22 protein-coding genes, 1 pseudogene and 1 riboswitch are annotated in these 23,790 nt (G+C 68.4%); of the genes and pseudogenes, 4 read left to right on the forward strand and 19 right to left on the reverse strand.

From position 1 onward, the window contains the following. Positions 1–77: 77 nt before the first annotated feature. The 6 genes and pseudogenes from BST28156_RS25365 to glyQ form a co-directional block, all read right to left on the reverse strand. A pseudogene (locus BST28156_RS25365) lies at positions 78–410 on the reverse strand (IS110 family transposase); the annotation flags it as partial. 291 nt (positions 411–701) lie between these two features. Beyond that, complete coding sequence (locus BST28156_RS25370) at positions 702–1,589, reverse strand: M48 family metallopeptidase (protein WP_060240728.1); 888 nt, start codon at positions 1,587–1,589, stop codon at positions 702–704. A 46-nt stretch (positions 1,590–1,635) separates the two neighbouring features. Further along, entirely contained in the window at positions 1,636–2,400 is a 765-nt protein-coding gene (locus tag BST28156_RS25375; protein WP_060240729.1) for a lysophospholipid acyltransferase family protein, read from the reverse strand. A 43-nt stretch (positions 2,401–2,443) separates the two neighbouring features. Further along, positions 2,444–3,007 carry a D-glycero-beta-D-manno-heptose 1,7-bisphosphate 7-phosphatase gene (gmhB, locus tag BST28156_RS25380; RefSeq protein WP_059513383.1) on the reverse strand — a complete coding sequence of 188 codons (564 nt, stop codon included), beginning with the start codon at positions 3,005–3,007 and terminating at the stop codon, positions 2,444–2,446. A gap of 10 nt (positions 3,008–3,017) precedes the next feature. Continuing rightward, positions 3,018–5,117: a glycine--tRNA ligase subunit beta gene (glyS, locus tag BST28156_RS25385; RefSeq protein WP_060240730.1), complete on the reverse strand. Its 2,100-nt coding sequence runs from the start codon at positions 5,115–5,117 to the stop codon at positions 3,018–3,020. A gap of 22 nt (positions 5,118–5,139) precedes the next feature. After that, positions 5,140–6,144: a glycine--tRNA ligase subunit alpha gene (gene glyQ, locus BST28156_RS25390; RefSeq protein ID WP_009689827.1), complete on the reverse strand. Its 1,005-nt coding sequence runs from the start codon at positions 6,142–6,144 to the stop codon at positions 5,140–5,142. 304 nt (positions 6,145–6,448) lie between these two features. On the opposite strand from glyQ, the gene BST28156_RS25395 reads away from it, so the two are divergent. Further along, positions 6,449–8,080 (forward strand): tetratricopeptide repeat protein, encoded by a 1,632-nt coding sequence (locus BST28156_RS25395; RefSeq protein ID WP_174903657.1) that lies wholly within the window; start codon positions 6,449–6,451, stop codon positions 8,078–8,080. 43 nt (positions 8,081–8,123) lie between these two features. On the opposite strand, the gene BST28156_RS25400 is transcribed toward BST28156_RS25395, so the two are convergent. The 11 genes from BST28156_RS25400 to BST28156_RS25450 form a co-directional block, all read right to left on the reverse strand. Beyond that, the gene (locus tag BST28156_RS25400) at positions 8,124–8,450 is read right to left on the reverse strand and encodes a hypothetical protein (RefSeq protein WP_174903656.1); all 327 of its coding nucleotides are present in this window, start codon (positions 8,448–8,450) and stop codon (positions 8,124–8,126) included. Beyond that, positions 8,447–9,076, reverse strand: a complete 630-nt coding sequence (locus BST28156_RS25405) for a type VI secretion system amidase effector protein Tae4 (protein WP_174903658.1) — start codon at positions 9,074–9,076, stop codon at positions 8,447–8,449. Before BST28156_RS25405 ends, BST28156_RS25400 begins: the two co-directional genes overlap by 4 nt. Next, positions 9,052–9,672, reverse strand: a complete 621-nt coding sequence (locus BST28156_RS34855) for a PAAR domain-containing protein (protein WP_244131350.1) — start codon at positions 9,670–9,672, stop codon at positions 9,052–9,054. Before BST28156_RS34855 ends, BST28156_RS25405 begins: the two co-directional genes overlap by 25 nt. 428 nt (positions 9,673–10,100) lie before the next feature. Beyond that, positions 10,101–11,765 carry an apolipoprotein N-acyltransferase gene (gene lnt / locus BST28156_RS25415; protein ID WP_174903659.1) on the reverse strand — a complete coding sequence of 555 codons (1,665 nt, stop codon included), beginning with the start codon at positions 11,763–11,765 and terminating at the stop codon, positions 10,101–10,103. 58 nt (positions 11,766–11,823) lie between these two features. Further along, positions 11,824–12,711: a CorC family transporter gene (locus BST28156_RS25420; protein ID WP_060240733.1), complete on the reverse strand. Its 888-nt coding sequence runs from the start codon at positions 12,709–12,711 to the stop codon at positions 11,824–11,826. 284 nt (positions 12,712–12,995) lie between these two features. Further along, positions 12,996–13,145, reverse strand: coding sequence for a hypothetical protein (locus tag BST28156_RS25425; protein WP_167361747.1), 150 nt, complete (start codon positions 13,143–13,145; stop codon positions 12,996–12,998). 74 nt (positions 13,146–13,219) lie between these two features. Continuing rightward, a complete protein-coding gene (locus BST28156_RS25430) occupies positions 13,220–13,852 on the reverse strand; it encodes a gamma-glutamylcyclotransferase (protein WP_060240735.1) in 633 nt (210 codons plus the stop codon). Between the two features lie 12 nt (positions 13,853–13,864). Then, entirely contained in the window at positions 13,865–14,641 is a 777-nt protein-coding gene (gene ybeY / locus BST28156_RS25435; protein ID WP_174903660.1) for an rRNA maturation RNase YbeY, read from the reverse strand. 160 nt (positions 14,642–14,801) lie between these two features. After that, complete coding sequence (locus BST28156_RS25440; RefSeq protein ID WP_040128130.1) at positions 14,802–15,848, reverse strand: PhoH family protein; 1,047 nt, start codon at positions 15,846–15,848, stop codon at positions 14,802–14,804. A gap of 71 nt (positions 15,849–15,919) precedes the next feature. Continuing rightward, positions 15,920–17,293: a tRNA (N6-isopentenyl adenosine(37)-C2)-methylthiotransferase MiaB gene (gene miaB / locus BST28156_RS25445; protein WP_009690874.1), complete on the reverse strand. Its 1,374-nt coding sequence runs from the start codon at positions 17,291–17,293 to the stop codon at positions 15,920–15,922. A gap of 265 nt (positions 17,294–17,558) precedes the next feature. After that, the gene (locus tag BST28156_RS25450; protein WP_059513389.1) at positions 17,559–18,491 is read right to left on the reverse strand and encodes a LysR family transcriptional regulator; all 933 of its coding nucleotides are present in this window, start codon (positions 18,489–18,491) and stop codon (positions 17,559–17,561) included. A 147-nt stretch (positions 18,492–18,638) separates the two neighbouring features. Here BST28156_RS25450 and BST28156_RS25455 point away from each other — a divergent pair, with 147 nt between their 5' ends. From BST28156_RS25455 to ribB, 3 genes are all read left to right on the forward strand, one after another. Further along, positions 18,639–19,814: an MFS transporter gene (locus BST28156_RS25455; RefSeq protein WP_174903661.1), complete on the forward strand. Its 1,176-nt coding sequence runs from the start codon at positions 18,639–18,641 to the stop codon at positions 19,812–19,814. Between the two features lie 230 nt (positions 19,815–20,044). Next, complete coding sequence (locus BST28156_RS25460) at positions 20,045–20,728, forward strand: helix-turn-helix domain-containing protein (RefSeq protein ID WP_060240740.1); 684 nt, start codon at positions 20,045–20,047, stop codon at positions 20,726–20,728. A gap of 147 nt (positions 20,729–20,875) precedes the next feature. Beyond that, a riboswitch (FMN riboswitch) is annotated at positions 20,876–21,024 on the forward strand. Positions 21,025–21,142: 118 nt separating this feature from the next. Then, the gene (gene ribB / locus BST28156_RS25465) at positions 21,143–21,853 is read left to right on the forward strand and encodes a 3,4-dihydroxy-2-butanone-4-phosphate synthase (protein ID WP_174903662.1); all 711 of its coding nucleotides are present in this window, start codon (positions 21,143–21,145) and stop codon (positions 21,851–21,853) included. 55 nt (positions 21,854–21,908) lie between these two features. Here the strand turns inward: ribB and BST28156_RS25470 are convergent, their stop codons facing one another. Then, a complete protein-coding gene (locus BST28156_RS25470) occupies positions 21,909–22,595 on the reverse strand; it encodes an HAD family hydrolase (protein WP_060240741.1) in 687 nt (228 codons plus the stop codon). Between the two features lie 158 nt (positions 22,596–22,753). Then, on the reverse strand, positions 22,754–23,740 hold the full coding sequence (gene iolG / locus BST28156_RS25475; RefSeq protein WP_174903663.1) for an inositol 2-dehydrogenase: 987 nt from the start codon (positions 23,738–23,740) through the stop codon (positions 22,754–22,756). Between the last annotated feature and the right edge of the window lie 50 nt (positions 23,741–23,790).

Consider the following 23,790-nt stretch of genomic DNA (forward strand, 5'->3'; position numbering starts at 1 on the left):
CGTTTCTTCTTCATTGGCATATCCATGGCTTTTACACCTCATGATATGCCCCGCCCACGAAATCACGGATAGGTCCGGACCGAAGCAAACTCAGCCAGCATCTGCGCGTCGATGGCGTCGGTCTTGGCCAGCCGCCCCATCGATTTGGCGAAGTCGCGTGCTTGACGCGGGTTGACCACGGCCACGGGCAAACCGGCGGCTTGCAGCGCGCAGGCCAGCGCCGCTTCGTAACCGCCGGTCGCTTCCATCACGACCAAGGCAATGCCCAGCGGCTGCAAAGCCGCAGCCAGTGCCGAATGCGCATCGGCGTCGTTCGCGCAGCGTTGAATGGCAAGTTCAGCGCCAAGTACGCAGACATCGACGTGTGCTTTGGCCACATCGATACCCACCACCACTGAGGAGACAGACATGATCTTCGGTTCCCTTGCTTGTGCATGCGCCCTCGACGACGTCGGGGCGCGTAACCGTTCGGGTTTCAAGAAGACCAGCACGGCGGCCGTGCGTTCTTTACTCAGTGACGGGCTCGTACGCCCAAGCGCCTATCAAACTGCACGGCCCGGTCTGGCAACCTCCAGACTCTACCGTACTGGTCTGGTTTAAACATACAAGCGCCGGATGAAGAGGCCGCAACGCGCGACGCGCGCGGCGGCAGGCACGGGCGGCGGCGGGGAAACCCGCGCCGCCCGTCTGCGTTTACCGCGTCACAGCGCCGGCAGCAGTTCGGGCGGGTGATGCTTGAGCGTATGCCGCGCTTCGCGGAATTCGGGAAAGATCGATTCGACCGTCTGCCAGAACGCGGGGCTGTGGTTCATCTCGCGCAGGTGCGACAGCTCGTGCGCGACGACGTAGTCGACGATCGACATCGGGAAATGGATCAGCCGCCAGTTCAGGCGGATCTTGCCGTCGCTCGAGCAGCTGCCCCAGCGCGTCGCGGCCGATGACAGCGCAACCATCGAATAGGTGACGCCGAGCTTTTCCGCATACACGGCGAGGCGCTCGACGAAGATCCGCTTCGCCTCGCCCTGCAGCCAGCCCTGCACGCGATCCTTGATCTGCTGCGCGTCGGCCTGAGCGGGCAGCGGCAGCGACAGCCGCTGCGCGAGGGCGTCGAACGCGACGGCGCCCGCACCGAGCGCGATCGTGATCGTCTTGCCGAGATACGGAAGCTGCGCGCCGTCGCGCCAGTCGATCTGCGGCAGCGCGCGCTGTTCGGTGCGCGTTTTCCATTCCGCGAGCTTCGCGAAGATCCAGCGCTGCTTTTCCGCGATCGCCGCTTCGATGTCGGCGAGCGTGACCCAGCGCGGTGCGGTGATCGACAGCCCGCTGCCGTCGATCGTGAAGCCGATCGTGCGGCGTGCGGAGCGCTTCAGCCGGTATTCGAGCACGCGGCTGTCGAGCGCGAGCGTGCGCACGCGCGAGCGGTCGGGCGTCGGCGCGGGATCGGGCGGCGCGGCGGGGGCGGTTTCGGGCGGAGCCGGCGGCGCGGCAGGCGCCGACGGTGCGGCGGCCGGCCCGTCGAAGAGCGGCAGGTCGAGCTGGCGATGATCGAGGGCCACGACGGCAGGTCGTGGCCGCGGACGCTTCTTCATCAGTTCGCTTCGTTTTGTCGTACGCAACGGCTGCAATCCGGGTGTATCAGACGCGCGCGGCATCGCGCGTGCCGGCATTGCCCGCTCGATCATACGCATTCGGGTCGATGCGGCGCATTTCCGCTTCGATCCATGCTTCGACCTTCGAGTTCAATACGTCGGGCGTCAGCCCGTCGACCGCGATCGGCTTGCCGATCGACACGGTGACGACGCCCGGGAATTTCGTAAACGAGTTGCGCGGCCACACATGACCGGCATTGTGCGCGATCGGCACGACCGGCGTGCCGGTTTCGATCGCGAAGCGCGCGCCGCCCGTCTTGTACTTGCCCTGCTTGCCGACCGGCGTGCGCGTGCCTTCGGGGAACATGATGATCCATGCGCCTTCCGCGAGGCGCTTCTTGCCCTGGCGAATCACCGAGTCGAACGCGTGCTTGCCTTCCTTGCGGTTGATGTTGACCATGTGCAGCATCCCGAGCGCCCAGCCGAAGAACGGCACGTACAGCAGCTCGCGCTTGAACACGTAGCACAGCGGCTTGGGCATCAGCGCCGGAAACGCGAGCGTCTCCCACGCGGACTGGTGTTTCGACAGCAGCACGGCCGGGCCGTCGGGCAGGTTCTCCATCCCTTCGATCCGGTAGCGGATGCCGTTCAGCCAGCGCACGACCCACAGCGTGGACTTGCACCAGCCGGCGGCCATCCAGTAGCGCGCGTCGGGGCGCATGAACGGGAACGCGATGAAGCATGCGGTCGCGTACGGCACCGTGTACAGGACGAAGTAGAGCAGCAGCAGCAGGGAGCGGATGAAGCGCATCGGCGTGAGTCTGGCAGTGGGGAGGATGCGCGCGGCGGCCGCATCACTCGTGTTCGTGTGAAAGGAAGTCGAGCGCGAACGCGCGCAGGTCGTCGTGAACCTTCGTGCCGGGCGGCAGATTGCCCGCGGCGAGCGTCTTCTTGCCCTTGCCGGTCAGCACGAGGTGCGGCTGGAAGCCGATCGCGACGCCGGCCTGCAGGTCGCGCAGCGAATCGCCGACGACCGGCGTGTGATCGGGATCGATCTCGAAGCGCTCGGCAATCATCTGCATCATGCCGGGCTTCGGCTTGCGGCAGTCGCAGTGATCCTCCGCCGTGTGCGGGCAGAAGAACACTGCGTCGATGCGCGCGCCGACCGCGGCCGCCGCGCGATGCATCTTCAGATGCATCTCGTTGAGCGTGGCCATGTCGAATAGCCCGCGACCGATGCCCGACTGGTTGGTCGCGACGACCACGCGATACCCCGCGTGGTTCAGCCGGGCGATCGCCTCGAGCGCGCCGGGCAGCGCGATCCACTCGTCGGGCGTCTTGATGAACGCGTCCGAATCGACGTTGATCACGCCGTCCCGGTCGAGGACGACGAGCTTGCGGTTGGGGCTGGTCGGCATGATGCAGCCCTCAAGCGGCGAGCTTCGAGATGTCGGCGACGCAGTTCATCTGCTGGTGCAGCGCGAACAGCAGCGCGAGACGGTTCGCACGCAGCGCCGGATCCTCGGCATTGACCATCACGTCGTTGAAGAACGTGTCGACCGGTGCGCGCAGCGCGGCGAGCGCCGACAGCGCGCCCGTGTACGCGCGCGCCTCGAGCTGCGACTGCACGTGCGGCGTCACGGCCGCGAGCTGTTCGTGCAGCGCCTTCTCGGCGGCCTCGACGAGCAGCGTCGGCTGCACCGCGCCGTTGGCGGCGCCTTCCGACTTCTTCAGGATGTTCGAGATCCGCTTGTTCGCGGCCGCGAGCGCTTCGGCTTCCGCGAGACGCGTGAACTCGCGCACCGCGTCGAGGCGGGCGACGAGATCGTCGACGCGCGTCGGGTTCAGGCCCAGCACCGCGTCGACTTCGCCGGCCGAGTAGCCGCGCTCGCGCAGCAGCCCGCGCAGGCGGTCCATGAAGAACGCGAAGATCGCGTCGGTCGATTCGGCGACACCCGGCACGCCTGCGAAGCGCGCATGCGCGGTGCGCAGCAGCGACACGAGGTCGAGCGGCAGCTGTTTTTCGAGCAGCAGGCGCAGTACACCGAGCGCGTGGCGGCGCAGCGCGAACGGATCCTTCTCGCCGGTCGGCGCGAGGCCGATGCCCCAGATGCCGACGATCGTCTCGAGCTTGTCGGCGAGCGCGACGGCGGTCGAGACCGGCGTGGTCGGCAGCGCGTCGCCGGAGAAGCGCGGCTGGTAGTGCTCGGCGCACGCGAGCGCGACGTCGTCGGGTTCGCCGTCGTGGCGCGCGTAGTACGTGCCCATCGTGCCCTGCAGTTCCGGGAACTCGCCGACCATGTCGGTCAGCAGGTCGGCCTTCGCGAGGCGTGCGGCGCGCTTCGCGTGCGCGACGTCCGCGCCGATCGCGGGCGCGATCTCGCCGGCCAGCGCCTCGATGCGCTCGACGCGCGCGAGCGCCGAACCGAGCTTGTTGTGATAGACGACGTTCGCGAGCAGCGGCACGCGCTCGGCGAGCGGCTTCTTCTTGTCCTGCTCGAAGAAGAACTTCGCGTCGGCCAGACGCGGGCGCACGACGCGCTCGTTGCCCTCGACGATCTCGCCCGGGGTTTTCGTCTCGATGTTCGACACGATCAGGAAGCGCGAGCGCAGCTTGCCGGCGATGTCGGTCAGCGCGAAGTACTTCTGGTTCGTCTGCATCGTCAGGATCAGGCATTCCTGCGGAACCTGCAGGAACTCGTCCTCGAAGCGGCACGGATAGACGACCGGCCATTCGACCAGCGACGTCACTTCGTCGAGCAGCGCGTCGGGCATCACGACGGTGTCGCCGTTCGCGTGCTCGTTCAGCTGCGTGCGGATCGTTTCGCGGCGGTCGCCGAAGTGCGCGATCACGCGGCCCTTGTCGCGCAGCGTGTCGGCATACGCGCGCGCATGCTGGATCGCGACCAGGCCGTCGGACAGGAAGCGGTGGCCGAGCGTGGTGTCGCCGGCGTCGATGCCGAACGCGGTGACGGGTACGACGCGGTCGTCGTGCAGCACCGTCAGCCGATGCACGGGACGCACGAATTTCACGTCGGTGCCGTCCGGGCGCTGGTAGGTCATGAACTTCGGGATCGGCAGCTTCGCGAGCGTTTCGTCGAGCGCGGCCTGCAGGCCGTCCGCGAGCGTCGCGCCGGCGGCCGAATAGTTGACGAAGAACGCCTCGGCCTTGCCGTCCTGCGCGCGCTCGAGATCGGCGATCGACAGGTTCGGGTGGCCGAGCGCCGCGAGTTTCTTCGCGAGCGGCGCGGTGGGCTTGCCTTCGGCGTCGAGCGCGACCGACACGGGCAGGACCTTTTCGCGGACCTGCTTTTCCGGCGCGACGGCGCGCACGTTCTGCACGACGACCGCGAGGCGGCGCGGCGTCGCATAGCGTTCGAATACGAGTTCGCCTTCGACGAGGTCGCGCGCGGCGAGGCGTTGTGCGAGGCCTTCGGCGAATGCGTCGCCGAGGCGCGCGAGGGCCTTCGGCGGCAGCTCTTCGGTCAGCAGTTCGACGAGCAGGGGGGCGGGATGATTGTGCGTCATGATGTGAGGAAATCCGGTCTCGTCAGTCCTGATCGATCTTGCGTTCGACCTTCAGCGGCGGCGCCCATGCCGGCTGCGCGGCGTCCTGGGCGTCGGTGGTGAGGCCCGGCACGCCCGGCGGGTTGCCGAGCATCGGGAAGCCGAGCTTCTCGCGCGAGTCGTAGTAAGCCTGCGCGACGAGACGCGACAGCGCGCGGATGCGGCCGATGTACGCCGCGCGCTCGGTCACCGAGATCGCGCCGCGCGCATCGAGCAGGTTGAACGTATGGCCGGCCTTCAGCACGAGTTCGTACGCGGGCAGCGCGAGCTGCGCGTCGATCATCTTCTTCGCTTCCGCTTCGTAGCTGTTGAAGAACGTGAACAGCAGGTCGACGTTCGCATGCTCGAAGTTGTAGGTCGACTGCTCGACCTCGTTCTGGTGATACACGTCGCCGTACGTGAGGCGGCGGATCTCGGGGCCGTTCGGGCCCTGCTCCTCCCACTCGGTCCAGATCAGGTCGTAGACGTTCTCGACCTTCTGCAGGTACATCGCGAGACGCTCGAGGCCGTAGGTGATTTCGCCGAGCACCGGCTTGCATTCGAGGCCGCCGACTTCCTGGAAGTACGTGAACTGCGTGACTTCCATGCCGTTGAGCCACACTTCCCAGCCGAGGCCCCACGCGCCGAGCGTCGGGTTTTCCCAGTCGTCCTCGACGAAGCGCACGTCGTTCTGCTTCAGGTCGAAGCCGAGCGCTTCCAGCGAGCCGAGGTACAGGTCGAGGATGTTTTCCGGCGCCGGCTTGAGCACGACCTGGTACTGGTAGTAGTGCTGCAGGCGGTTCGGGTTCTCGCCGTAGCGGCCGTCCTTCGGGCGGCGCGACGGCTGCACGTACGCGGCGCGCCACGGCTCGGGGCCGACCGCGCGCAGGAACGTGTGGACGTGCGAGGTGCCCGCGCCGACTTCCATGTCGATGGGCTGGAGCAGAGCGCAACCCTGCTTGTCCCAGTAGGACTGCAGCGTCAGGATGATTTGCTGAAACGTAAGCATGAAGAGCCTTCGTGGCGCTGGCGCTCCGTTGCGGGCGGCGTTCCGGGCCAGGCCCGGGGGTGCGGCTCGCGCGGCGGCGCGGCTTGTTAGTGTGCTGAAACGCGCAATTTTACCGGATCGGCGCGCGGATGCGGCCGGAACGCTGCCGACCGGGCCGTCGACCCGTTCCGGCGCGGTGTTGCGTGCGTCCGGCGGCGTGCGGTTCGGCGCTGCGTGAACAGGCGGCGCGATAGGCGTCGCGCGGACGTTAAGATGCGCGTATTGCGATATGCGCGCCGCGCGCCCGACTACCGATTCCGACCGCATGGACGATTCCGACGATCTTCTGATTCCGCTGTTGCCGCCGCTGCTGGCGCTGCTCGAACGGGCCGCTGACGCGCAGTCGCGCGGCGAGCACGACGCGAGCGCACTGTGGCTCGCGGCCGCCGCCCATCTGCACGGGGTCGACGCGGATGCGCTCGTGCAGCTGACCGCCGCGCTGGTCGCGCGGCAGCGCACGGCCGACGCGGCGACGCTCGCCGAATGCGCGGCGCGCTTGCTGCCGGGCGCCGCGGTGCGCTTCAACCACGGTTACGCGCTGCAGATGGCCGGCCGCCACGCGGACGCCGTCGCGCCGTACCGCGCGGCGCTCGCGATCGAGCCCGACTGGCCGTCGCTGCGCAACAACCTCGCGATCGCGCTGCGGCTGTCGGGCGGCGAGCGCGGCGAGGAGATCGCGTTGCTCGAGGCGGCCGTGCAAGCGGATGCGCGCGACGTGCAGGCGTGGATCAACCTGGTCGTCGCGCGGCTCGCGACGCGCGATCTGGACGGCGCGCTCGCGAGCGCGGCGCGGCTCGTCGAGCTCGCGCCCGACAACGCGCTGGCGATGAACAACGTCGCGATGGCGATGAAGGAGGCGCAGCGCTGGGACGAGGCCGAACGCTACGCGGCGCGCGCGTGCGAACTGGCGCCCGACGATGCGTCGTTTCGCTTCAACCTCGCGATCATCCGGCTCGTGCGCGGCGATTACGCGGCCGGCTGGCGCGGCCACGAAGCGCGCTGGGACGGCGCGGGCGAACTGCGCGGCCGCCGCCCGGCGCTGCCGGGCCCGCGCTGGCAAGGCGAGCCGCTGCAGGACAAGACGCTGCTGCTGTGGGGCGAGCAGGGCCTCGGCGACGTGCTGCAGTTCTGCCGCTTCGTCGCGCCGCTTGCCGAACGCGTGCACCGCGAGGGCGGCCGGCTCGCGTGGAATACCTTCCCGCAGGTCGGCACGCTGCTGCAGCGCAGCCTCGGCGCGCATGCGGACGCGTTCAGCGCGGGCGGCGACATCGACGCGCTTCCCGCGTTCGACTACGAAGTGCCGCTGATCGGGCTGCCGTTGATGCTCGGCATGGAACGGGACACGCTCGCGTCGTCGGTGCCGTACCTGCGGGCCGATGCGGGCGCAATCGACGCGTGGCGCGCGCGGCTCGCGGGCGAGCGGCGGCTGAAGGTCGGCCTCGTGTGGACGGGCAGCGCGGGGCATCAGCGCAATCCGTTCCGGCGCGTCGGGCTCGACCGGTACGCGGACGCGTTTCACGCGATCGACGGCGTGGCGTTCTACTCGCTGCAGCCGGGGGCGGATGCGGACGTCGCGGCCGCGCGCGCGGCCGGTTTCGCGATCGAGGACTGCACGGCGCAATGGCGCAGCTTCGACGATACGGCCGCCTTTATCGGCGCGCTGGATCTCGTGATCACCGTTTGCACGTCGGTCGCGCATCTGGCCGGTGCGCTCGGCGCGCGAACCTGGGTGCTGCTCGACGTGAATCCGCACTGGCCGTGGCTGCTCGAGCGCAGCGACAGTCCGTGGTATCCGACGGCGACGTTGTATCGGCAGCCGACGTTCGGGGCATGGGAACCGGTGATGCAGGCGGTTGTGCGCGACCTGCGCGGCCTGGTCGCAGCGCGGGGCGGTTAGCTGATTCCGTTGGCGTTTTGCGTGAAATGCATCGTCCGGGCTCTCAAAGCAGGCGGCCTACGTAAGGTTCAAGATAAAGCAGCCCGGTGAGCAGGGTTCCGATGCCGAGCGAGAGAGCCCATTTCCTTCGCGACCAACGGTGATAGGCCAGCGCATTGAGCAGGCCGAAGAGCAGGGCCGGGGCGAGCAAATAGGCAAGAAGCAACGTCCCTGCCCACCACCGGATCGGGCAGTGGCCGAGTTCGTGGCAGCCGTGTGATGCGGGCGCCCGGACCTCCGGCCACTCGATGCGGCTGTGTGTGTAAAGAAAAAACCAGGTCAGCAGAAGGCCGTAGAGAATCCCGAGCAGAAAGATCGCGAATCGCCTCACCTGATTTCCCAAAATAGAATCGATTTCGCATTGCCGAGATCTGAATAGCTGGCTTCTCGCAGGATATTTGCGCCCTGTCGGAACGACGACATGCCGAGAGAGCGTCCAATTACCGAGAAACCGCTCCAGAAACCGGTAATCGGCATTCGTGAGCCGTTCCATAGATCGATGTGTCCACCGCTGGCATTGGCGTCGCTTTCTCCGTCGCGAGTCCAGTAACCATCGAACATCACAATGCCGGTGCGGCCCTTGATCCGCGACTCCCAATTCGGTCCGGTGATGTTCTCTGTTGCACCCAGACCTGCGAAAGGCTGGAGTTTCAACCACGCGCCAAGCTCATTGGCGCGCGTAGCCGTCGCCTTTCCGTTCAGCAGGATTCGCCCGATACTGGGTTGGCCGCCAAGCGGTTTGACCAGCTTCGATGAAAACGACGTCATCTCAACGCCGACGCGATGAAGGGCGACGCTCAGGCGAATCGCACATTGATTGGTATAGGCGGGATCGTCATACGGGTTATGGGACGGATAGGCGTTCCATAGCTCGTCGAATCCTACTGCCCTGAGTTGCACTACCCTGATGGAATGGGGTGTCGTGTTGGTTCTTACTTTTGTCGGGTCGTTTGGCATGACGGCCAGTCCTTATGTGCAAGAGCATCTTCACCCCAGTAAATTGTGTAGCTATCGGCTGCGCTGGATTCGATCCGCGGCAACGTGCCATTTGTGTTGGTGCGCCCGGCCTGGACGTGGCCACCGCTCGTTTCGATCAGATACGGATAGTTTTGCGGCAGCGTGGTGAGTATGCTGGCTCGCACCTGTTCGTCATACATAGCCCGGACGTCCGGCCGTGCTGAGGGGGCGAGCCTGGCGCCCTCGGTGCCTGTGGCCGGGGCGCGGGCTTCTCCCGCCACTGGCGCTGACGCGTCGTGCGATCCGACGATCATCTTCATGCCACGCTCGGCGTGGAAAACAGGTGGGGGATTGCAACCGCAGACATTGATATCACCGCTCAACGCCCACTGCTGGCCGTTGGGTGCCGTGCCGTTCCGACGTGGTCCTCTCGGCGCGATAAATCCCTCCTGCTTGCAGGCAGTGCAGTAGGTTTTCATGTAAAGCGTCGCGATCTGCACCGTTGGTGGCGGGTTCGAACAGGTCACGCTATCGAGACCTTCGAGGATCACAGCATGTCCGGCTCGGTCTCCTCTGGCGAGAAAGTAGCGGATCATGCTGCCTCGCTTTCGCGCAAGTGCGCGGCGATCCGGCTGACGTGACCGACCGCAGGCCCAGGGAGGGGCGAACGGGTCGTGCCAACGATCGAGCGGCCGTCGCGCGCGGGGTGCCAACTGGCGGGTGCAGCGAGACGAACGGGTGCCTTCAGCGTGTGATTCATTCAAATTCCCCCTTTTTCGCGTCGACGAATCGACGACGATCGCGTCGTGCAAAATTTGCACGGACGGCAAGGGAGAATCAATTAGACGAGTTCGAAATTGGCGCGGGCTAGTGTGGTGCCAGGCGTTACCGGTCGTGGGGAAGGGAAAGACGTGTGTCGTTTGTCCGCAGCGGACTGGCCGGTCTCATCGAGATCGGCCAGCGAAACTTTCACGCGGTAGCGCGGTGCGCGCCGCGCTACCGCGCACTGCAAAGACGATGGAATTCAGTCGCGCTTGCGCCGCAGCCCCGGCCCGAACGTGAAGCCGAACGCGAGCAGCACCAGCGACACCGCGAGCACGGTGACGTTGCCGCTCGTCACGTACGGCGTGAAGCCGCTGGTGCCCTCGATGCGCACGTCGAGCGAGCCGATCGTGAACGGCTTCAGCCTGCCGAGCACGCGGCCGTGCGCGTCGATCGCGGCCGTCATCCCGGTATTGGTCGAGCGCAGCATCGGCCGGCCGGTTTCGAGCGAGCGCATCCGGGCGATCTGCAGGTGCTGGTCGAGCGCGATCGTGTCGCCGAACCACGCGAGGTTCGTCACGTTGACGAGCACGCCCGGCGGCTGCGGGTTGTCGCGGATCGTCGCGGCGATTTCCTCGCCGAACAGATCCTCGTAGCAGATGTCGGCCATCACCGGCTGGTTGTGCACGAGGAACGGCTTCTGCACCGGCGCGCCGCGCGCGAAGTCGCCGAGCGGCATCTTCATCAGGTTGACGAACCAGCGGAAGCCCCACGGGATGAATTCGCCGAAGGGCACGAGGTGGTGCTTGTCGTAGTGGTAGATGTCGCGCGAGTTCGGCGTCACGCCGTACAGGCTGTTCGTGTAGTCGACGTAGCGGCCGTCCTCGGTCACCGATGCGCCGACCGCGCCGAACAGCACGGCCGAGCCCGTCGTGTCGCTGAACTTGCGGATCGCGACGGCGAACGGCTCGGGCAGCTCCTGGATCATCACCGCGATCGCGGTCTCCGGCGTGACGATCAGGTCGGCCGGCTTCTCGACGATCATCTGCGTGTACATCTTGATCGCCGCGTCGATGCCCGCTTCCTCGAACTTGATGTCCTGCTTCACGTTGCCCTGCAGCAGCCGTACCGTCAGCGGCGCGTTCGCGGGCACGGTCCAGGCGACCTGCGACAGCGCGAGGCCGGCCGCGACCAGCGCGAGCGCGATGCCGGCCGGCGCGGCGATGCGCACGCGCGCGCTGCCGGCCGGACGGGCGGCGGCCAGCGGCGACGGTCGCGCGGCGGCGAGCGCCTGCACGACCAGCGCCGCGAACAGCGCGAGCACCCAGCCGATCCCGTACACGCCGACGATCGGCGCGAAGCCCGCGAACGGCCCGTCGACCTGCGGATAGCCGCTCGCGAGCCACGGAAAGCCCGTAAACACGGTGCCGCGCAGCCATTCGCCGAGCGCCCACGCGCTGGCGAATGCGAAGGCGCCGTGCCAGCTCGGCGAGAACGGCCGCGGATCGGGCGTGCGGCGATGCCATGCATGCCCCGCGCAGAACGACCACAGCCCGGCCGAGAACGCCGGGTACAGCGACAGGTACAGCGAGAACAGCACGAGCGCGCCGCCCGCGAGCGGCGCGGCCATCTCGCCGTACACGTGCATGCTGATGTAGAGCCACCAGATGCCGCTGATGAAATTGCCGAAGCCGAACGCGCCGCCGGTCAGCGCGGCGCTGCGCCAGCTCGCGGTGCGCGTGAGCTGCGCGAAAAACCAGACGAATACGACGAGCTGCAGCCAGCCGCCGTGCGGCGTCGGTGCGAAGCTGAGCGTATTGGCCGCGCCGGCGAGCAGTGCGGCCGGGTAGTGCCAGCGCGGCAGCGCGCGGCCGGGCGCCGGCGCGAGAAAACCGCCTGCCGGGCGGGACGGGATCGGATCGTCCATGTGATGCGGAAGTGGGCGAAGCGGTTGGAAGGGGCGCGGCCGACGCGCGGCGCGCGGATCAGTCCTCGTGCGAGGCTTCGGCGCGGCGGCTCGCGAGCGGGTTGCGGCGCACCAGCAGCACGTGGACCTGGCGCGCGTCGCCGCGCTGGATCTCGAACACGAGGTTGCCGAGCTGCAGCTTTTCGCCGCGGTGCGGCACGCGGCCGAAATGATGGGTGATCAGCCCGCCGATCGTGTCGACCTCGTCGTCGGAGAAATCGGTGCCGAACACCTCGTTGAACTGCTCGATCTCGGTCAGCGCGCGCACGCGGTAGCGGCCGTCCGGCCCCGAGATGATGTTGCCGGCTTCCTCGTCGAAGTCGTACTCGTCCTCGATGTCTCCGACGATCTGCTCGAGCACGTCCTCGATCGTGATCAGGCCCGCGACGCCGCCGTATTCGTCGACGACGATCGCGAGGTGGTTGCGGTTCACGCGGAAGTCGTGCAGCAGCACGTTCAGGCGCTTCGATTCGGGAATGAACACGGCCGGGCGCAGCATCCCGCGCACGTCGAATTCCTCTTCCGCGTAGAAGCGCAGCAGATCCTTCGCGAGCAGCACGCCGATCACGTTGTCGCGGTTCTCTTCGTACACAGGGTAGCGCGAGTGCGCCTTCTCGAGGACGAACGGGATGAAATCTTCGGGCTTGTCGGCGATGTTGATCGCGTCCATCTGCGCGCGCGGCACCATGATGTCTCGCGCGCACAGGTCGGATACCTGGAACACGCCTTCGATCATCGACAGCGAATCGGCGTCGATCAGGTTGCGTTCGTGGGCGTCCTGGAGGATTTCCAGCAGCTCGCCGCGGGATTCGGGCTCGGGCGAGATGAAGTCGGTCAGGCGCTCGAGCAGCGAGCGCTTTTCTTGCGGTTTGTCGGTTGACTTTCGACTGGGATACGAATCGTTCATGGTGGTGCGCCCGGGTCATGCCGGGGCGCGTTGTCACGGAGTAGGCAAGGATACACCAAGGGCATGGCGCGGCCGTGTCACCCGGCCGTCCGGCCAGGGCGGCCGGCTGCGCGGGCCCCGCTCGGGAACGGCCGCGCCGCGTGCGGGCGCCGTCCTTGGGGTCCATCCTATCGCAGAACGGCGCGGCGGGGCAGCGACGGCAAAATAGCGGGCGGACCGGCGACCGGCCGGACGGTCGGCGTCAGCGAAATGGGGTCGCACCGGCGGCGCGGGCGCCCCGCCGCTCAGAACCGCATGCCGGCCGAGCAACCGCCGGCGGCCGCGCCGTTGGTCGCGGCGCCGCCGCAGCCGAAGATCCCGCAGCCGGACAGCATGACGCTCGCGGCGGCGACCAGCGCGGCGAGCCTGCCGCGCGACCAGCGTGACGATTTCATCGGCGGATGTCCTTCATCGGAGGCGAATCCCGGGTTCGCGCGATGCGAACCGGCGTGCGGCCGCGCCGGACGCGTCACCGGCATCGCGCGAGCAGCGCTTCGAGCGCGCGGTCGGGGATGCCGCTCGCGCGCAGCGCATCGACCGTGCGGCTGACGTAGTCGAGCGTCGTGCCGTAGCGGCCGGCCGCGCAGCTGAACACTTCCTTGACGACCGGATCGGGCAGCTTGCCCGTATAGGTCGGCACGTCGCGGCGCATCACGAATGCGAGCGCGTTCACGCGTTCGCCGGTCTCGAGCGTGCACGGCAGCCACGCGGGCCGGTACGAGCCCATCGGCATTTCGCGTTTCCACAGCGTTTCGAGGTGCGGCTGCGCGCTCGGGCCGGCCAGCCGGAACGCGATGCCCGCGCACGAGCCGCCGCGGTCGAGCGCGAGCACGAGGCCCGGACGCTCCGGCGTGCCGCGGTTCACGCGCGACCACAGGTAGAGCCCGCGATGGTAGCCGTGCACCTTGCCGCGCACGGCGGCGACGGTCGGCAGGCCCGGGTTCCAGATCAGCGACCCATAGCCGAACAACCACAGATCCTGCCGGCCGTCCCAGTCGCGCATCGTGTGCGCGAGCGACGCCGCGAGCTCGTCTTCCGTCAGCAGGCGACCTTCGCCAATCGACGGCGGGTAGGCGGGCGGCAGCATCGCGGCGTTGTGCATCGTTCGACCGGCTTAGCGGTACGGGTTCGGGAAGCCCAGTTTCGCGAGGATGTCGACTTCGAGCGCTTCCATTTCCGCGGCGTCCTCGTCGCTCGTCTCGTGGTCGTAGCCCTGCGCGTGCAGTGCGCCGTGCACCAGCAGGTGCGCGTAGTGGGCCGCAAGCGGCTTGTCCTGTTCGCGCGCTTCCTTCTCGACCACCGGGCAGCACAGCACGAGGTCGCCGATCACGGTGCCGTCGGGCGCCGCGTCGTAGGCGAAGGTCAGCACGTTGGTCGGATAGTCCTTGTGGCGATAGCCGGCGTTCAGCGTCCGGCCTTCCTCCTCGCCGACGAAGCGCACGGTCAGTTGCGCGCTGGCGAACAGCGCCGGCTCGAGCCATTCGGCGATCAGCTTGCGCTTGGGCAGCGTCTTGCGGACTTCGCCGGTGATTTCGTCGCCGTACTGCACGGACAGGTCGAGTTCGAGCTCGCGCAGCGCGCCTTCTTCCTCGCCTTCCTGCGGCGCGGGCTCGGCGCCCACGTGCAGCGTCACGCTGTCGTAGTGCTCGGGCTGCAGCGCGAGCTTCGCGCGCATCGCCGGATCGTTGTGTTGCGCGACGATCGCGACAGCCGCGTCGCCCGAGCTGCCCGACAGGTCGAACATCAGGCTGCGGCCGTCCGGAAAGTCGATCCGCAGGCCCTGCGCATTGACGGTCCGGACCTTGCCCTTCGCGTCGAACAGCGAAAGACGGGGAGATTCGGACGCGGCGGGCTTGGCGCGCTCCGACTTGCGAGAACGGGAGGATTTCATGACGCGTGCGGCGATTGGAACGCGTTGAGGATACACCAAACGGCCGATCGCGCCCGATTTCGAACCGGCCGCGCGCAGGCGCAAAAAAGCCCGGCGCGCCATCGGGCGGGCCGGGCCGGTGCCGGTGACGGTGCGACGCGCGCGGGCGTCGCCGCTGGCGTTACGCGTCCTGGTGCTGCGCGTGGAACTCGTCGTACGCCTCGACGATGCGCGCGACGAGCGGATGGCGCACCACGTCCGCGCTCGTGAAGCGCGTGAGCGCGATGCCGCGCACGCCGCCGAGCACCTGCTGCGCTTCGACGAGGCCGCTCTTGTGGCCGCGCGGCAGGTCGACCTGGCTCGTGTCGCCGGTGACGACGGCCTTCGAGCCGAAGCCGATCCGCGTCAGGAACATCTTCATCTGCTCGGGCGTCGTGTTCTGCGCCTCGTCGAGGATGATGAACGCGTGGTTCAGCGTGCGGCCGCGCATGTACGCGAGCGGCGCGATCTCGATCATCTGCCGCTCGAACATCTTCGCGGTCTTGTCGAAGCCGAGCAGGTCGTACAGCGCGTCGTACAGCGGGCGCAGGTACGGGTCGACCTTCTGCGCGAGATCGCCCGGCAGGAAGCCGAGCCGCTCGCCGGCCTCGACGGCCGGGCGCGTCAGCACGATCCGCTTGACCTGGTCGCGTTCGAGCGCGTCGACCGCGCAGGCGACCGCGAGATAGGTCTTGCCGGTGCCGGCCGGCCCGATGCCGAACGTCACGTCGTGCGACAGGATCTGCTTCAGGTATTCGCGCTGCGCGGGCGTGCGGCCGCGCAGGTCGGCGCGGCGCGTGTACAGCTTCGGCGCCGGCTCCTCGTCGGGGGCGACGTCGTCGAGCTGCGCGACGGGATCGTCGAACGGATGGTCGGGGTCGCCGCGAAAGCGTACGTCGAGCGTGTCCTGGCGGCCGTTGCCGGCCGTGTGGCGCACTTCGACGAGCGCGAGCTGGATGTCGTCGACCGACAGCGGATCGCGCGCGCGGTTGTAGAAGTTCTCGAGCGCGGCGAGCGCGAGCCTGGCGCCGCGCCCGCGAATCGTGATCCGGTGGCCGCGCCGCGCGAGCGTGACGTCGAGCGCCTGTTCGATCTGCCGCAGGTTTTCGTCGAGCGGGCCGCAGAGGTTCGCGAGGCGCGCGTTGTCGTCGCGCGGGGCGGTGAATTCCAGTGCTTGGGTCGGCTTCAAAGTGGCGTCGGGCTCCTGTGGTGGGTGCCGGTCGGCACGGTGCGCGCGAGCGCCCCGTGCACGGGCCGAGCCTAGTGCGTGGCCGCGCTCGCGTCGTCGCTCACGAGCACGAGCTCGCCGCGCAGCGAGTGCGGATACGCATGGTTGATCTTCACGTCGATCATCTGGCCGATCAGGCGCGGGTGCGAGGCGAGCGGCGCCGGGAAATTCACGACCCGGTTGTTCTCGGTGCGGCCCGCGAGTTCGTTCGGGTCCTTGCGCGACGGGCCCTCGACGAGGATCCGCTCGACCTTCCCGACCATCGACTGGCTGATGCGCGCGACGTTTTCCTCGATCGTCGCCTGCAGATGTTGCAGGCGTTTGAGCTTGACCTCGCGCGGCGTGTCGTCGTGCAGGTTCGCGGCCGGCGTGCCGGGGCGCGGGCTGTAGATGAACGAGAAGCTGGTGTCGTAGCTCATGTCGTGCACGAGCGCCATCATCTTGTCGAAGTCTTCCTCGGTCTCGCCGGGGAAGCCGACGATCATGTCGGTCGACAGCGACAGGTCCGGGCGGATCGCGCGCAGCTTGCGGATCACCGACTTGTATTCGAGCACCGTGTAGCCGCGCTTCATCGCCATCAGGATGCGGTCGGAGCCGTGCTGGACGGGCAGGTGCAGGTGATTCACGAGCTTCGGCACCTTCGCGTAGGTGTCGATCAGGCGCTGCGTGAATTCCTTCGGATGCGACGTCGTGTAGCGGATCCGCTCGATGCCGGGGATGTCGGCGACGTATTCGATCAGCGTCGCGAAATCGGCAATCTCGGACGAGCCGGCCGTCAGCGCGCCACGATAGGCGTTCACGTTCTGGCCGAGCAGCGTGACTTCGCGCACGCCTTGGTCGGCGAGGCCGGCCACTTCGGTCAGCACGTCGTCGAGCGGGCGCGACACTTCGTCGCCGCGCGTGTACGGCACCACGCAATAGCTGCAGTACTTCGAGCAGCCTTCCATGATCGACACGAACGCGCTCGGCCCTTCGACGCGCGCGGGCGGCAGATGGTCGAACTTCTCGATTTCGGGGAACGTGATGTCGACCTGCGCGCGGCCGCTCGCGCGGCGCGCGTCGATCATCTGCGGCAGGCGATGCAGCGTCTGCGGGCCGAACACGAGGTCGACGTAAGGTGCGCGCGACACGATCGACGCGCCTTCCTGGCTCGCGACGCAGCCGCCGACGCCGATCAGCAGGCCCGGCTTCGCCTCCTTCAGCTCGCGCACGCGGCCGAGGTCGGAGAACACCTTCTCCTGCGCCTTTTCACGCACCGAGCAGGTGTTGAACAGGATGATGTCCGCGTCTTCCGGGGTATCGGTCTTTTCGAGGCCTTCGGCCGCATTCAGCACGTCCACCATCTTGTCCGAGTCGTACTCGTTCATCTGGCAGCCGAAGGTCTTTACGTAAACTTTCTTGGTCATGGGGTTCGCCGTTCGCAGTGGTTGACCTGGGGGCGTCGTCAAGGGTGAATCGGGACGGCCTCATGCTCTTGCATGAGGTTCGCCCGTCGCGCGCATGCCGCGGTCGCAAGGCAGCGGACCGGCGCGGGCAGCGCACATCGAGCGTGAAATGCCGTCGGGAAAGCCTTCCATTATAGCTTTTCGCGCCGTCCGGAGCGGCGCGCGGGTTGCGGCGGCGCGACGCTGCATGCGAGGTTCCGACCCCGCCGCGACGACGTGCCGGCCGTCAGCGGCACGCGTTCAGCAGATCCTCGAGCGCCGCTTCCTCGCGCGCGAAGCGCTCGGCGAGGAAGTCGAGCAGCACGCGTACGCGCGGCGCCATGTAGCGCTTGCTGTGGTAGATCGCGTGCAGCGGCGCGTCCTGGTGCCGCCATTCGGGCAGCAGCACGCGCAGGCGGCCGGCGCGCACGTCGTCGGCGATGTCCCATAGCGATTTCAGCGCGATGCCGTGTCCGCGCAGCGTCCATTCGCGCGTGAGGCCGCCGTCGTTGGTCTCGAACGCGGTCGACACCGGCACCGTGTAGGTCTGCACTTCGTCGCCGCGCGTGAAGCGCCACGTGTTCATCGGCCCCGACGCGATCGTGATCACGTTGCACGCAAAGCGGGCCAGATCGTGCGGGTCGGCCGGCTGCCCGTGCCGTTCGAGGTACGACGGCGCCGCGCACAGCACGCGCCGGTTCGCGGCGAGCCGCCGCGCGATCAGCGCGCCGTCCGGCGGCGCGGCGAAGCGGATCGCGAGGTCGATCTCGTCCTGCCACAGGTTCGACGCCGAGTCGGACGCCGTCAGCGAGAACGTGACGTCCGGGTGCAGCGTCGTGAATTCGTCGAGCCAGTCGAGCAGCTGGTTGCGGCCGAAATCGGACGTCGACGACAGCCGCACCTTGCCGCCGACCACGTTGCGGCCTTCCTGCAACATCGCGTCGGCGTCGTCGAGCGCCTGCAGCGCCTGCCGGCAGCAGTTCAGGTACAGCCGGCCCTCGTCGGTGAGCCGCAACTGCCGCGTCGAGCGCTCGAACAGGCGCGTCGCGACCTTCGCCTCGAGCTTCGCGAGGCGCGCGCTCGCGGCGGCCGGCGTCAGGTTCAGCTTGCGCCCGGCCGCCGACAGGCTGCCGAGGTCGGCGGCTTCGACGAACAGCCGGATGTCGCCCAGTCGATCCATCGGATTTTCCAGAAGAATTTGAAAATGGTTCAAATGCCACGCCAATTATCAAATATAGGTGGATTCGCGACAATGCGCGCACATCCTGCTTTTTGTGCGGCGCGGCATCCGCCAGTGCCCGGGCCGCAAGCCTTCCGGAGAAACGTCATGCCCATTCCGTTACTGGCGCTCGCGATCAGCGCGTTCGCGATCGGCACCACCGAATTCATCGTCATGGGGCTGCTGCCCGATGTCGCGCGCGACCTCGCGGTGTCGCTGCCGTCGGCCGGCCTGCTGGTCACCGGCTACGCGCTCGGCGTCGCGGCCGGCGCGCCGCTGCTCGCGGTGCTGACGAGCCGCATGCCGCGCAAGGCCGCGCTGCAGCTGCTGATGGCGATCTTCATCGTCGGCAACGTGCTGTGCGCGATCGCGCCCGGCTACGCGATGCTGATGGTGGCGCGGGTCGTCACGTCGTTCGCGCACGGCTCGTTCTTCGGGATCGGCGCGGTGGTCGCTGCGTCGCTGGTGCCGGCCGACAAGCGCGCGAGCGCGATCGCGCTGATGTTCACCGGCCTCACGCTGTCGAACGTGCTCGGCGTGCCGTTCGGCACCTTCGTCGGCCAGCTGCTCGGCTGGCGCGCGCCGTTCTGGATCGTCGCGGGGCTCGGCGTGCTGTCGCTCGCGGGGATCGCCGTGCTGCTGCCGAACCGGCACGACAGCGGGCCGGCCGGCCTCGGCCGCGAGGTGCGCGTGCTGAAGGAGCCGCAGGTGTGGCTCGCGCTGCTGATGACGGTGCTCGGCTTCGGCGGCGTGTTCGTCGTATTCACGTACATCGCGCCGATCCTCGAAACGGTGACGGGATTCTCGCCGCGCGCGGTCGCGCTGATCCTCGTGCTGTTCGGCGCGGGGCTCACGATCGGCAACACGCTCGGCGGCCGCTTCGCCGACCGCGCGCTGATGCCGTCGCTGATCGCGATCCTCGTGGCGCTGATGGCCGTGATGGCCGCGTTCGCGAAGACCAGCCATCAGCCGGTCGCGGCGGCCGTCACCGTGTTCGTGTGGGGGATCGCCGCGTTCGCGACGGTGCCGCCGCTGCAGGCGCGCGTCGTCGAGAAGGCCGCGAGCGCGCCGCATCTCGCGTCGACGCTGAACATCGGCGCATTCAACGTCGGCAATGCGGCCGGCGCGTGGCTCGGCGGGCTCGCGCTCGGTCACGGTTTCGCGCTCGACGCGCTGCCGTGGGTGGCCGTCGCAGTGACGTTCGCGGCGCTGGTCGTCACGTGGTTCGCGATGCGGCTCGATGCGCGCGACGCGGCACGCGGCTGCGCACCGGCCGCACAATAAGCGCGCAGGGGCGGGGCGGTTTGCTTGCCGCGATTTGCCTGCATTCCGCAGGCAAACCGACGCCGCCGAAACGCATTCCTCCGCGATGCTGATAACGGTGTGAAGATAACTTCGTTTGCCCGCGCGAAGCCGGGTGATAGCGTCTCGATACGCGCCGTGCGTGGCGCAACCCGATTCCGATCCCGGCTTACCCCATTCGCAGGGCCGCGCAGCGGCCCGGAGGCAATGCTATGTCTTCACCCCTGGCGCTCGTGCGCGATGTGTCCTCCTTCGAGTCCGGCGCGGCGGCCGAGGCCCGCACGTCCGCGTCGCTCGACCTGCTCGAGCAGGTCGTCGGCGTGAACCTCGCGCGGCTGCGCGCAGAGCGGCAGCTGTCGCTCGACGCGCTGGCGCGGCTGTCCGGCGTGTCGCGCGCGATGCTCGCGCAGATCGAATCGGCGCGCAGCGTGCCGTCGATCAAGGTGCTGTGCAAGATCGCCGCGGCGCTCAAAGTGTCGGTCGCCGCGTTCCTGCGGCGCCACGCCGTGAACGGCTTCGAGCATCTGGCGGCCGAGCGCGCGTCGCGCGTCGTCAGCTCGAACGGCCGCTTTTCGGCGCGCGCGCTCTACCCGGAAGGCGAGCCGGCCGCGGCCGAATTCCACGAACTGCGGATCGCGCCGCTGCATACCGAGCCCGGCGCGCGCCGCGCGCCCGGCACGACGATCAACCTGGTCGTCAGCGAGGGCACGCTGGAAGTGAGCGTGCACGACCGTCGCCAGCTGCTCGCGACCGGCGACGCGATCGTGTTCGACGCCGATCAGCCGTACAGCCTGCGCAACCCGGGCGACAGCGAGGCGCGCGCGTTTCGCGTGACGGTGAGCCCCGAGGTGCCGCCGCGCTGGCTCGTGCCCGACGCCGCGCAGGCGGCCGTCTGACGGCCATCGGCAGTTCGGACGATGCCGTTAGACGGCGTCGTCGGTAGGGTTTTGGATGGAGTTCGCTGCGCGTCGCGCGCGGCTGTTGTATGCTTGGCCCCGCCGGCCTGCAGCCGTTTTTACCGAGAACGGTGCGGCCGGCGATCAGTGCGTCTTCAGGGCGGGGCGAAATTCCCCACCGGCGGTAGGCTGGCGTAAGCCGGCGAGCCCGCGAGCGCCCGCGCATCCGCGCGGGGTCAGCAGATCTGGTCGAATGCCAGAGCCGACGGTCACAGTCCGGATGAGAGAAGATGTGCAGATAGTCATGTCCGTCAGGGCCGCTTCGCGCTGCGTGCGAAGCGGGTTGTCGTTCTGTCTGTTTGCAATGCCCTGAAACGTTTTTCGCCCATATCGTCTTTGCGAGGAGCGTTTCACATGTCCTTGATGTCCGTTTCGTCGGCGCCCGCCGACGCCTTTGCCGATCTCCCGCTGCTCGACTCCGAACCGGTGCCGCCGCGCATCGCGGCCGCGCTCGACGCGTTGCGCGCGGGCCGTGCGGTCGTGTTGCAGGACGACCACGACCGCGAAAACGAGGCCGACCTGATCGTCGCCGCCGAGCGGATCACGCCCGAGACGATGGCGCTGCTGATTCGCGAGTGCAGCGGCATCGTGTGCCTGTGCCTGACCGACGAACGGGTGCGCGCACTCGAACTGCCGCCGATGGTGCAGACCAACGAGAGCCGCAACGGCACCGCGTTCACCGTGTCTATCGAGGCGCGCGAAGGCGTGCATACGGGCGTGTCGGCGGCCGATCGCGTGACGACGATCCGCGCCGCGATCGCCGACGGCGCGAAGCCGCACGACATCGTGCGGCCCGGCCACGTGTTCCCGCTGCGCGCGCAGCCGGGCGGCGTGCTCGCGCGGCGCGGTCATACCGAGGGCACGGTCGACCTGACGATCCTCGCGGGCCTGAAGCCGGCCGGCGTGCTGTGCGAGCTGATGAATCCGGACGGCACGATGACGCGCGGCGACGACGTCGAGCGTTTCGCGCGGCAGCACGGCCTGCCGATGCTGACGATCGCGGAACTCGTCGAATTCCGCGAGGCGCTGGCCGTCGCGCGCGAGCGCTGCTGCGAGCCGGCCTGAGCGGCGACGAAGTGGGCGCGGCCTGCCGCTGCATCGCCACGGGCCCGAGCGGCCGTCAGGACTGCACTTCGCCGAATTCGCCGCGCATGCCGGCTTCGACGAGCGACGGCAGTTCGTCCATGTTGCGCATGATGCGCGTGATGCCCATCGCGCGCAGCGCGTCCGCGTAGTTGTCGGGGATGTGGCTCGCGCCGACGAACGCGATCGTCTTCATGCCGGCCGCGCGCGCGGCGTTCAGGCCCGACACGCTGTCCTCGACGACGAGGCAGCGCTCGGGCGCGACGCCGAGCGTGTGCGCGGCGTGCAGGTAGACGTCGGGGTAGGGTTTCGGCCGCGCGACCTGCTCGGAGCTGAACACGCGGTCGCCGAAGATCTCGGTGAGCGACGCGCGCTTCAGCGAGTTGCGCACGCGCACGAGCCGGCTGTTCGACACGACCGCGGCCGGCAGGCCGACCTTCAGCAGCGCATCGCGCACGCCGGTGATCGGCGCGAGCGACTGCGCGAGACCGATCTCGATGTTGTGCTCGATGGTCTCGATGAAATTGTCGGGCATCGTGATCGCGAAGCGCGCTTCGAGCCCCGCGAGGAAGCGGGACGTCTGCTGGCCGAACGCCGTCTTCGCGGCGGCTTCGAAATCGACGTGGGGAAACGCGGCGGACAGCGTGTCGAGCAGCACGCGGTCGGCGATGACTTCGCTGTCGACGAGCACGCCGTCGCAGTCGCAGATGAGGTGATCGAGCATGATGATGAAAAGGCGGGGCGTCGGCGACGCCGATCATGCCGCCATGATACGTGCTTTCGTGCGGGCTTCGCGAGCCGTCGCGCTCGCGCGCTGCGTGGCGCGCGGCGGCGCCCGATCGGGCGGCGGCAGCGCGCTGGCGCGGGCCGCCGCCGCGGCGCCTACAGCTCGACGACGCGCCCGGTGCGCCACGACGTCATCGCGGCCTCGGCCAGTTCGAGCGCGGCGAGCCCGTCGTCGATCGTCGTCCTGACCGGCGTGCCGTCGCGCAGCGCGTCGACGAAGTGGGCGATCTCGGCCGCGTATGCGTGCCGGTAGCGTTCGAGGAAGAACGGCTCGGGCACGTCGGTCGCGACGCCGTGCGCCGACCACGCGCGCACCTCGGTCGGCCGCACGTTGCCGGCCTGCAGCATCCCGCCGCTGCCGAGCAGTTCGAAGCGCTGGTCGTAGCCGTAGGCGGCGCGCCGCGACGTGTTGATCTGGCACAGCAGGCCGCGCCGCGTGCGGATCGTGACGGCGGTCGAATCGAGGTCGCCTGCTTCGCGCACGGCCGGGTCGGTCAGGCAGCTGCCGGTCGCGTGCAGCGTCTGCGCTTCGTCGCCGAGGATCCAGCGGAACACGTCGAAGTCGTGGATCAGCATGTCCTTGAAGATGCCGCCCGAGCTGCGGAGGTAGTCGACCGGCGGCGCGCCGGGGTCGCGGCTCGTGACGATCAGCATTTCCGGCTCGCCGATCTCGCCACGCGCGACGCGCGCCTTCAGCGCGGCGAAGGTCGGGTCGAAGCGGCGCTGGAAGCCGATCATGCAGGTCACGCCGGCGTGTCGCACGCGCTCCGCGCATTCGCGCGAACGCGCGACCGTCAGGTCGACCGGCTTCTCGCAGAACACCGCCTTGCCGGCGTTCGCCGCCGCGACGATCAGGTCCGCATGCGTGTCGGTACTCGATGCGATCACGACCGCGTTTATGGCCGGATCGCCGAGCGCGTGCTCGATATCGGCGGTGCGCGCGTCGTGCGTGTGCGCGAGCGCTTCGGCCGACGGCGCGTGCCGGTCGACCACGTATCGAAGCTTCGCGCCCGGATGGCGAGCGAGATGCGCCGCGTGGATCCTGCCGATTCTTCCCGCGCCGAACAAGGCGAATTCGATCATGCTGTTCTCCTGTTGATTGAGCTGTATTCCGGTCGGGGCGCGGCGCGTGC

This window comes from Burkholderia pseudomultivorans (genome assembly GCF_902499075.1).
GTDB classification, from domain to species: Bacteria; Pseudomonadota; Gammaproteobacteria; order Burkholderiales; family Burkholderiaceae; genus Burkholderia; species Burkholderia pseudomultivorans.

Bases quoted from the DNA above. Each gene is read 5' to 3' on its own strand.
- BST28156_RS25450 (WP_059513389.1), bottom strand. From the start codon at position 18,491: ATGGATCGACTGGGCGACATCCGGCTGTTCGTCGAAGCCGCCGACCTC.
- ybeY (WP_174903660.1), bottom strand. From the start codon at position 14,641: ATGAAATCCTCCCGTTCTCGCAAGTCGGAGCGCGCCAAGCCCGCCGCG.
- BST28156_RS25375 (WP_060240729.1), bottom strand. From the start codon at position 2,400: ATGCGCTTCATCCGCTCCCTGCTGCTGCTGCTCTACTTCGTCCTGTAC.
- BST28156_RS25425 (WP_167361747.1), bottom strand. From the start codon at position 13,145: ATGAAATCGTCACGCTGGTCGCGCGGCAGGCTCGCCGCGCTGGTCGCC.
- lnt (WP_174903659.1), bottom strand. From the start codon at position 11,765: ATGGACGATCCGATCCCGTCCCGCCCGGCAGGCGGTTTTCTCGCGCCG.
- BST28156_RS25430 (WP_060240735.1), bottom strand. From the start codon at position 13,852: ATGCACAACGCCGCGATGCTGCCGCCCGCCTACCCGCCGTCGATTGGC.
- BST28156_RS25370 (WP_060240728.1), bottom strand. From the start codon at position 1,589: ATGAAGAAGCGTCCGCGGCCACGACCTGCCGTCGTGGCCCTCGATCAT.
- iolG (WP_174903663.1), bottom strand. From the start codon at position 23,740: ATGATCGAATTCGCCTTGTTCGGCGCGGGAAGAATCGGCAGGATCCAC.
- ribB (WP_174903662.1), top strand. From the start codon at position 21,143: ATGTCCTTGATGTCCGTTTCGTCGGCGCCCGCCGACGCCTTTGCCGAT.
- BST28156_RS25395 (WP_174903657.1), top strand. From the start codon at position 6,449: ATGGACGATTCCGACGATCTTCTGATTCCGCTGTTGCCGCCGCTGCTG.
- BST28156_RS25455 (WP_174903661.1), top strand. From the start codon at position 18,639: ATGCCCATTCCGTTACTGGCGCTCGCGATCAGCGCGTTCGCGATCGGC.
- glyQ (WP_009689827.1), bottom strand. From the start codon at position 6,144: ATGCTTACGTTTCAGCAAATCATCCTGACGCTGCAGTCCTACTGGGAC.
- gmhB (WP_059513383.1), bottom strand. From the start codon at position 3,007: ATGCCGACCAGCCCCAACCGCAAGCTCGTCGTCCTCGACCGGGACGGC.
- BST28156_RS34855 (WP_244131350.1), bottom strand. From the start codon at position 9,672: ATGATCCGCTACTTTCTCGCCAGAGGAGACCGAGCCGGACATGCTGTG.
- BST28156_RS25460 (WP_060240740.1), top strand. From the start codon at position 20,045: ATGTCTTCACCCCTGGCGCTCGTGCGCGATGTGTCCTCCTTCGAGTCC.
- glyS (WP_060240730.1), bottom strand. From the start codon at position 5,117: ATGACGCACAATCATCCCGCCCCCCTGCTCGTCGAACTGCTGACCGAA.
- miaB (WP_009690874.1), bottom strand. From the start codon at position 17,293: ATGACCAAGAAAGTTTACGTAAAGACCTTCGGCTGCCAGATGAACGAG.
- BST28156_RS25470 (WP_060240741.1), bottom strand. From the start codon at position 22,595: ATGCTCGATCACCTCATCTGCGACTGCGACGGCGTGCTCGTCGACAGC.
- BST28156_RS25420 (WP_060240733.1), bottom strand. From the start codon at position 12,711: ATGAACGATTCGTATCCCAGTCGAAAGTCAACCGACAAACCGCAAGAA.
- BST28156_RS25405 (WP_174903658.1), bottom strand. From the start codon at position 9,076: ATGCCAAACGACCCGACAAAAGTAAGAACCAACACGACACCCCATTCC.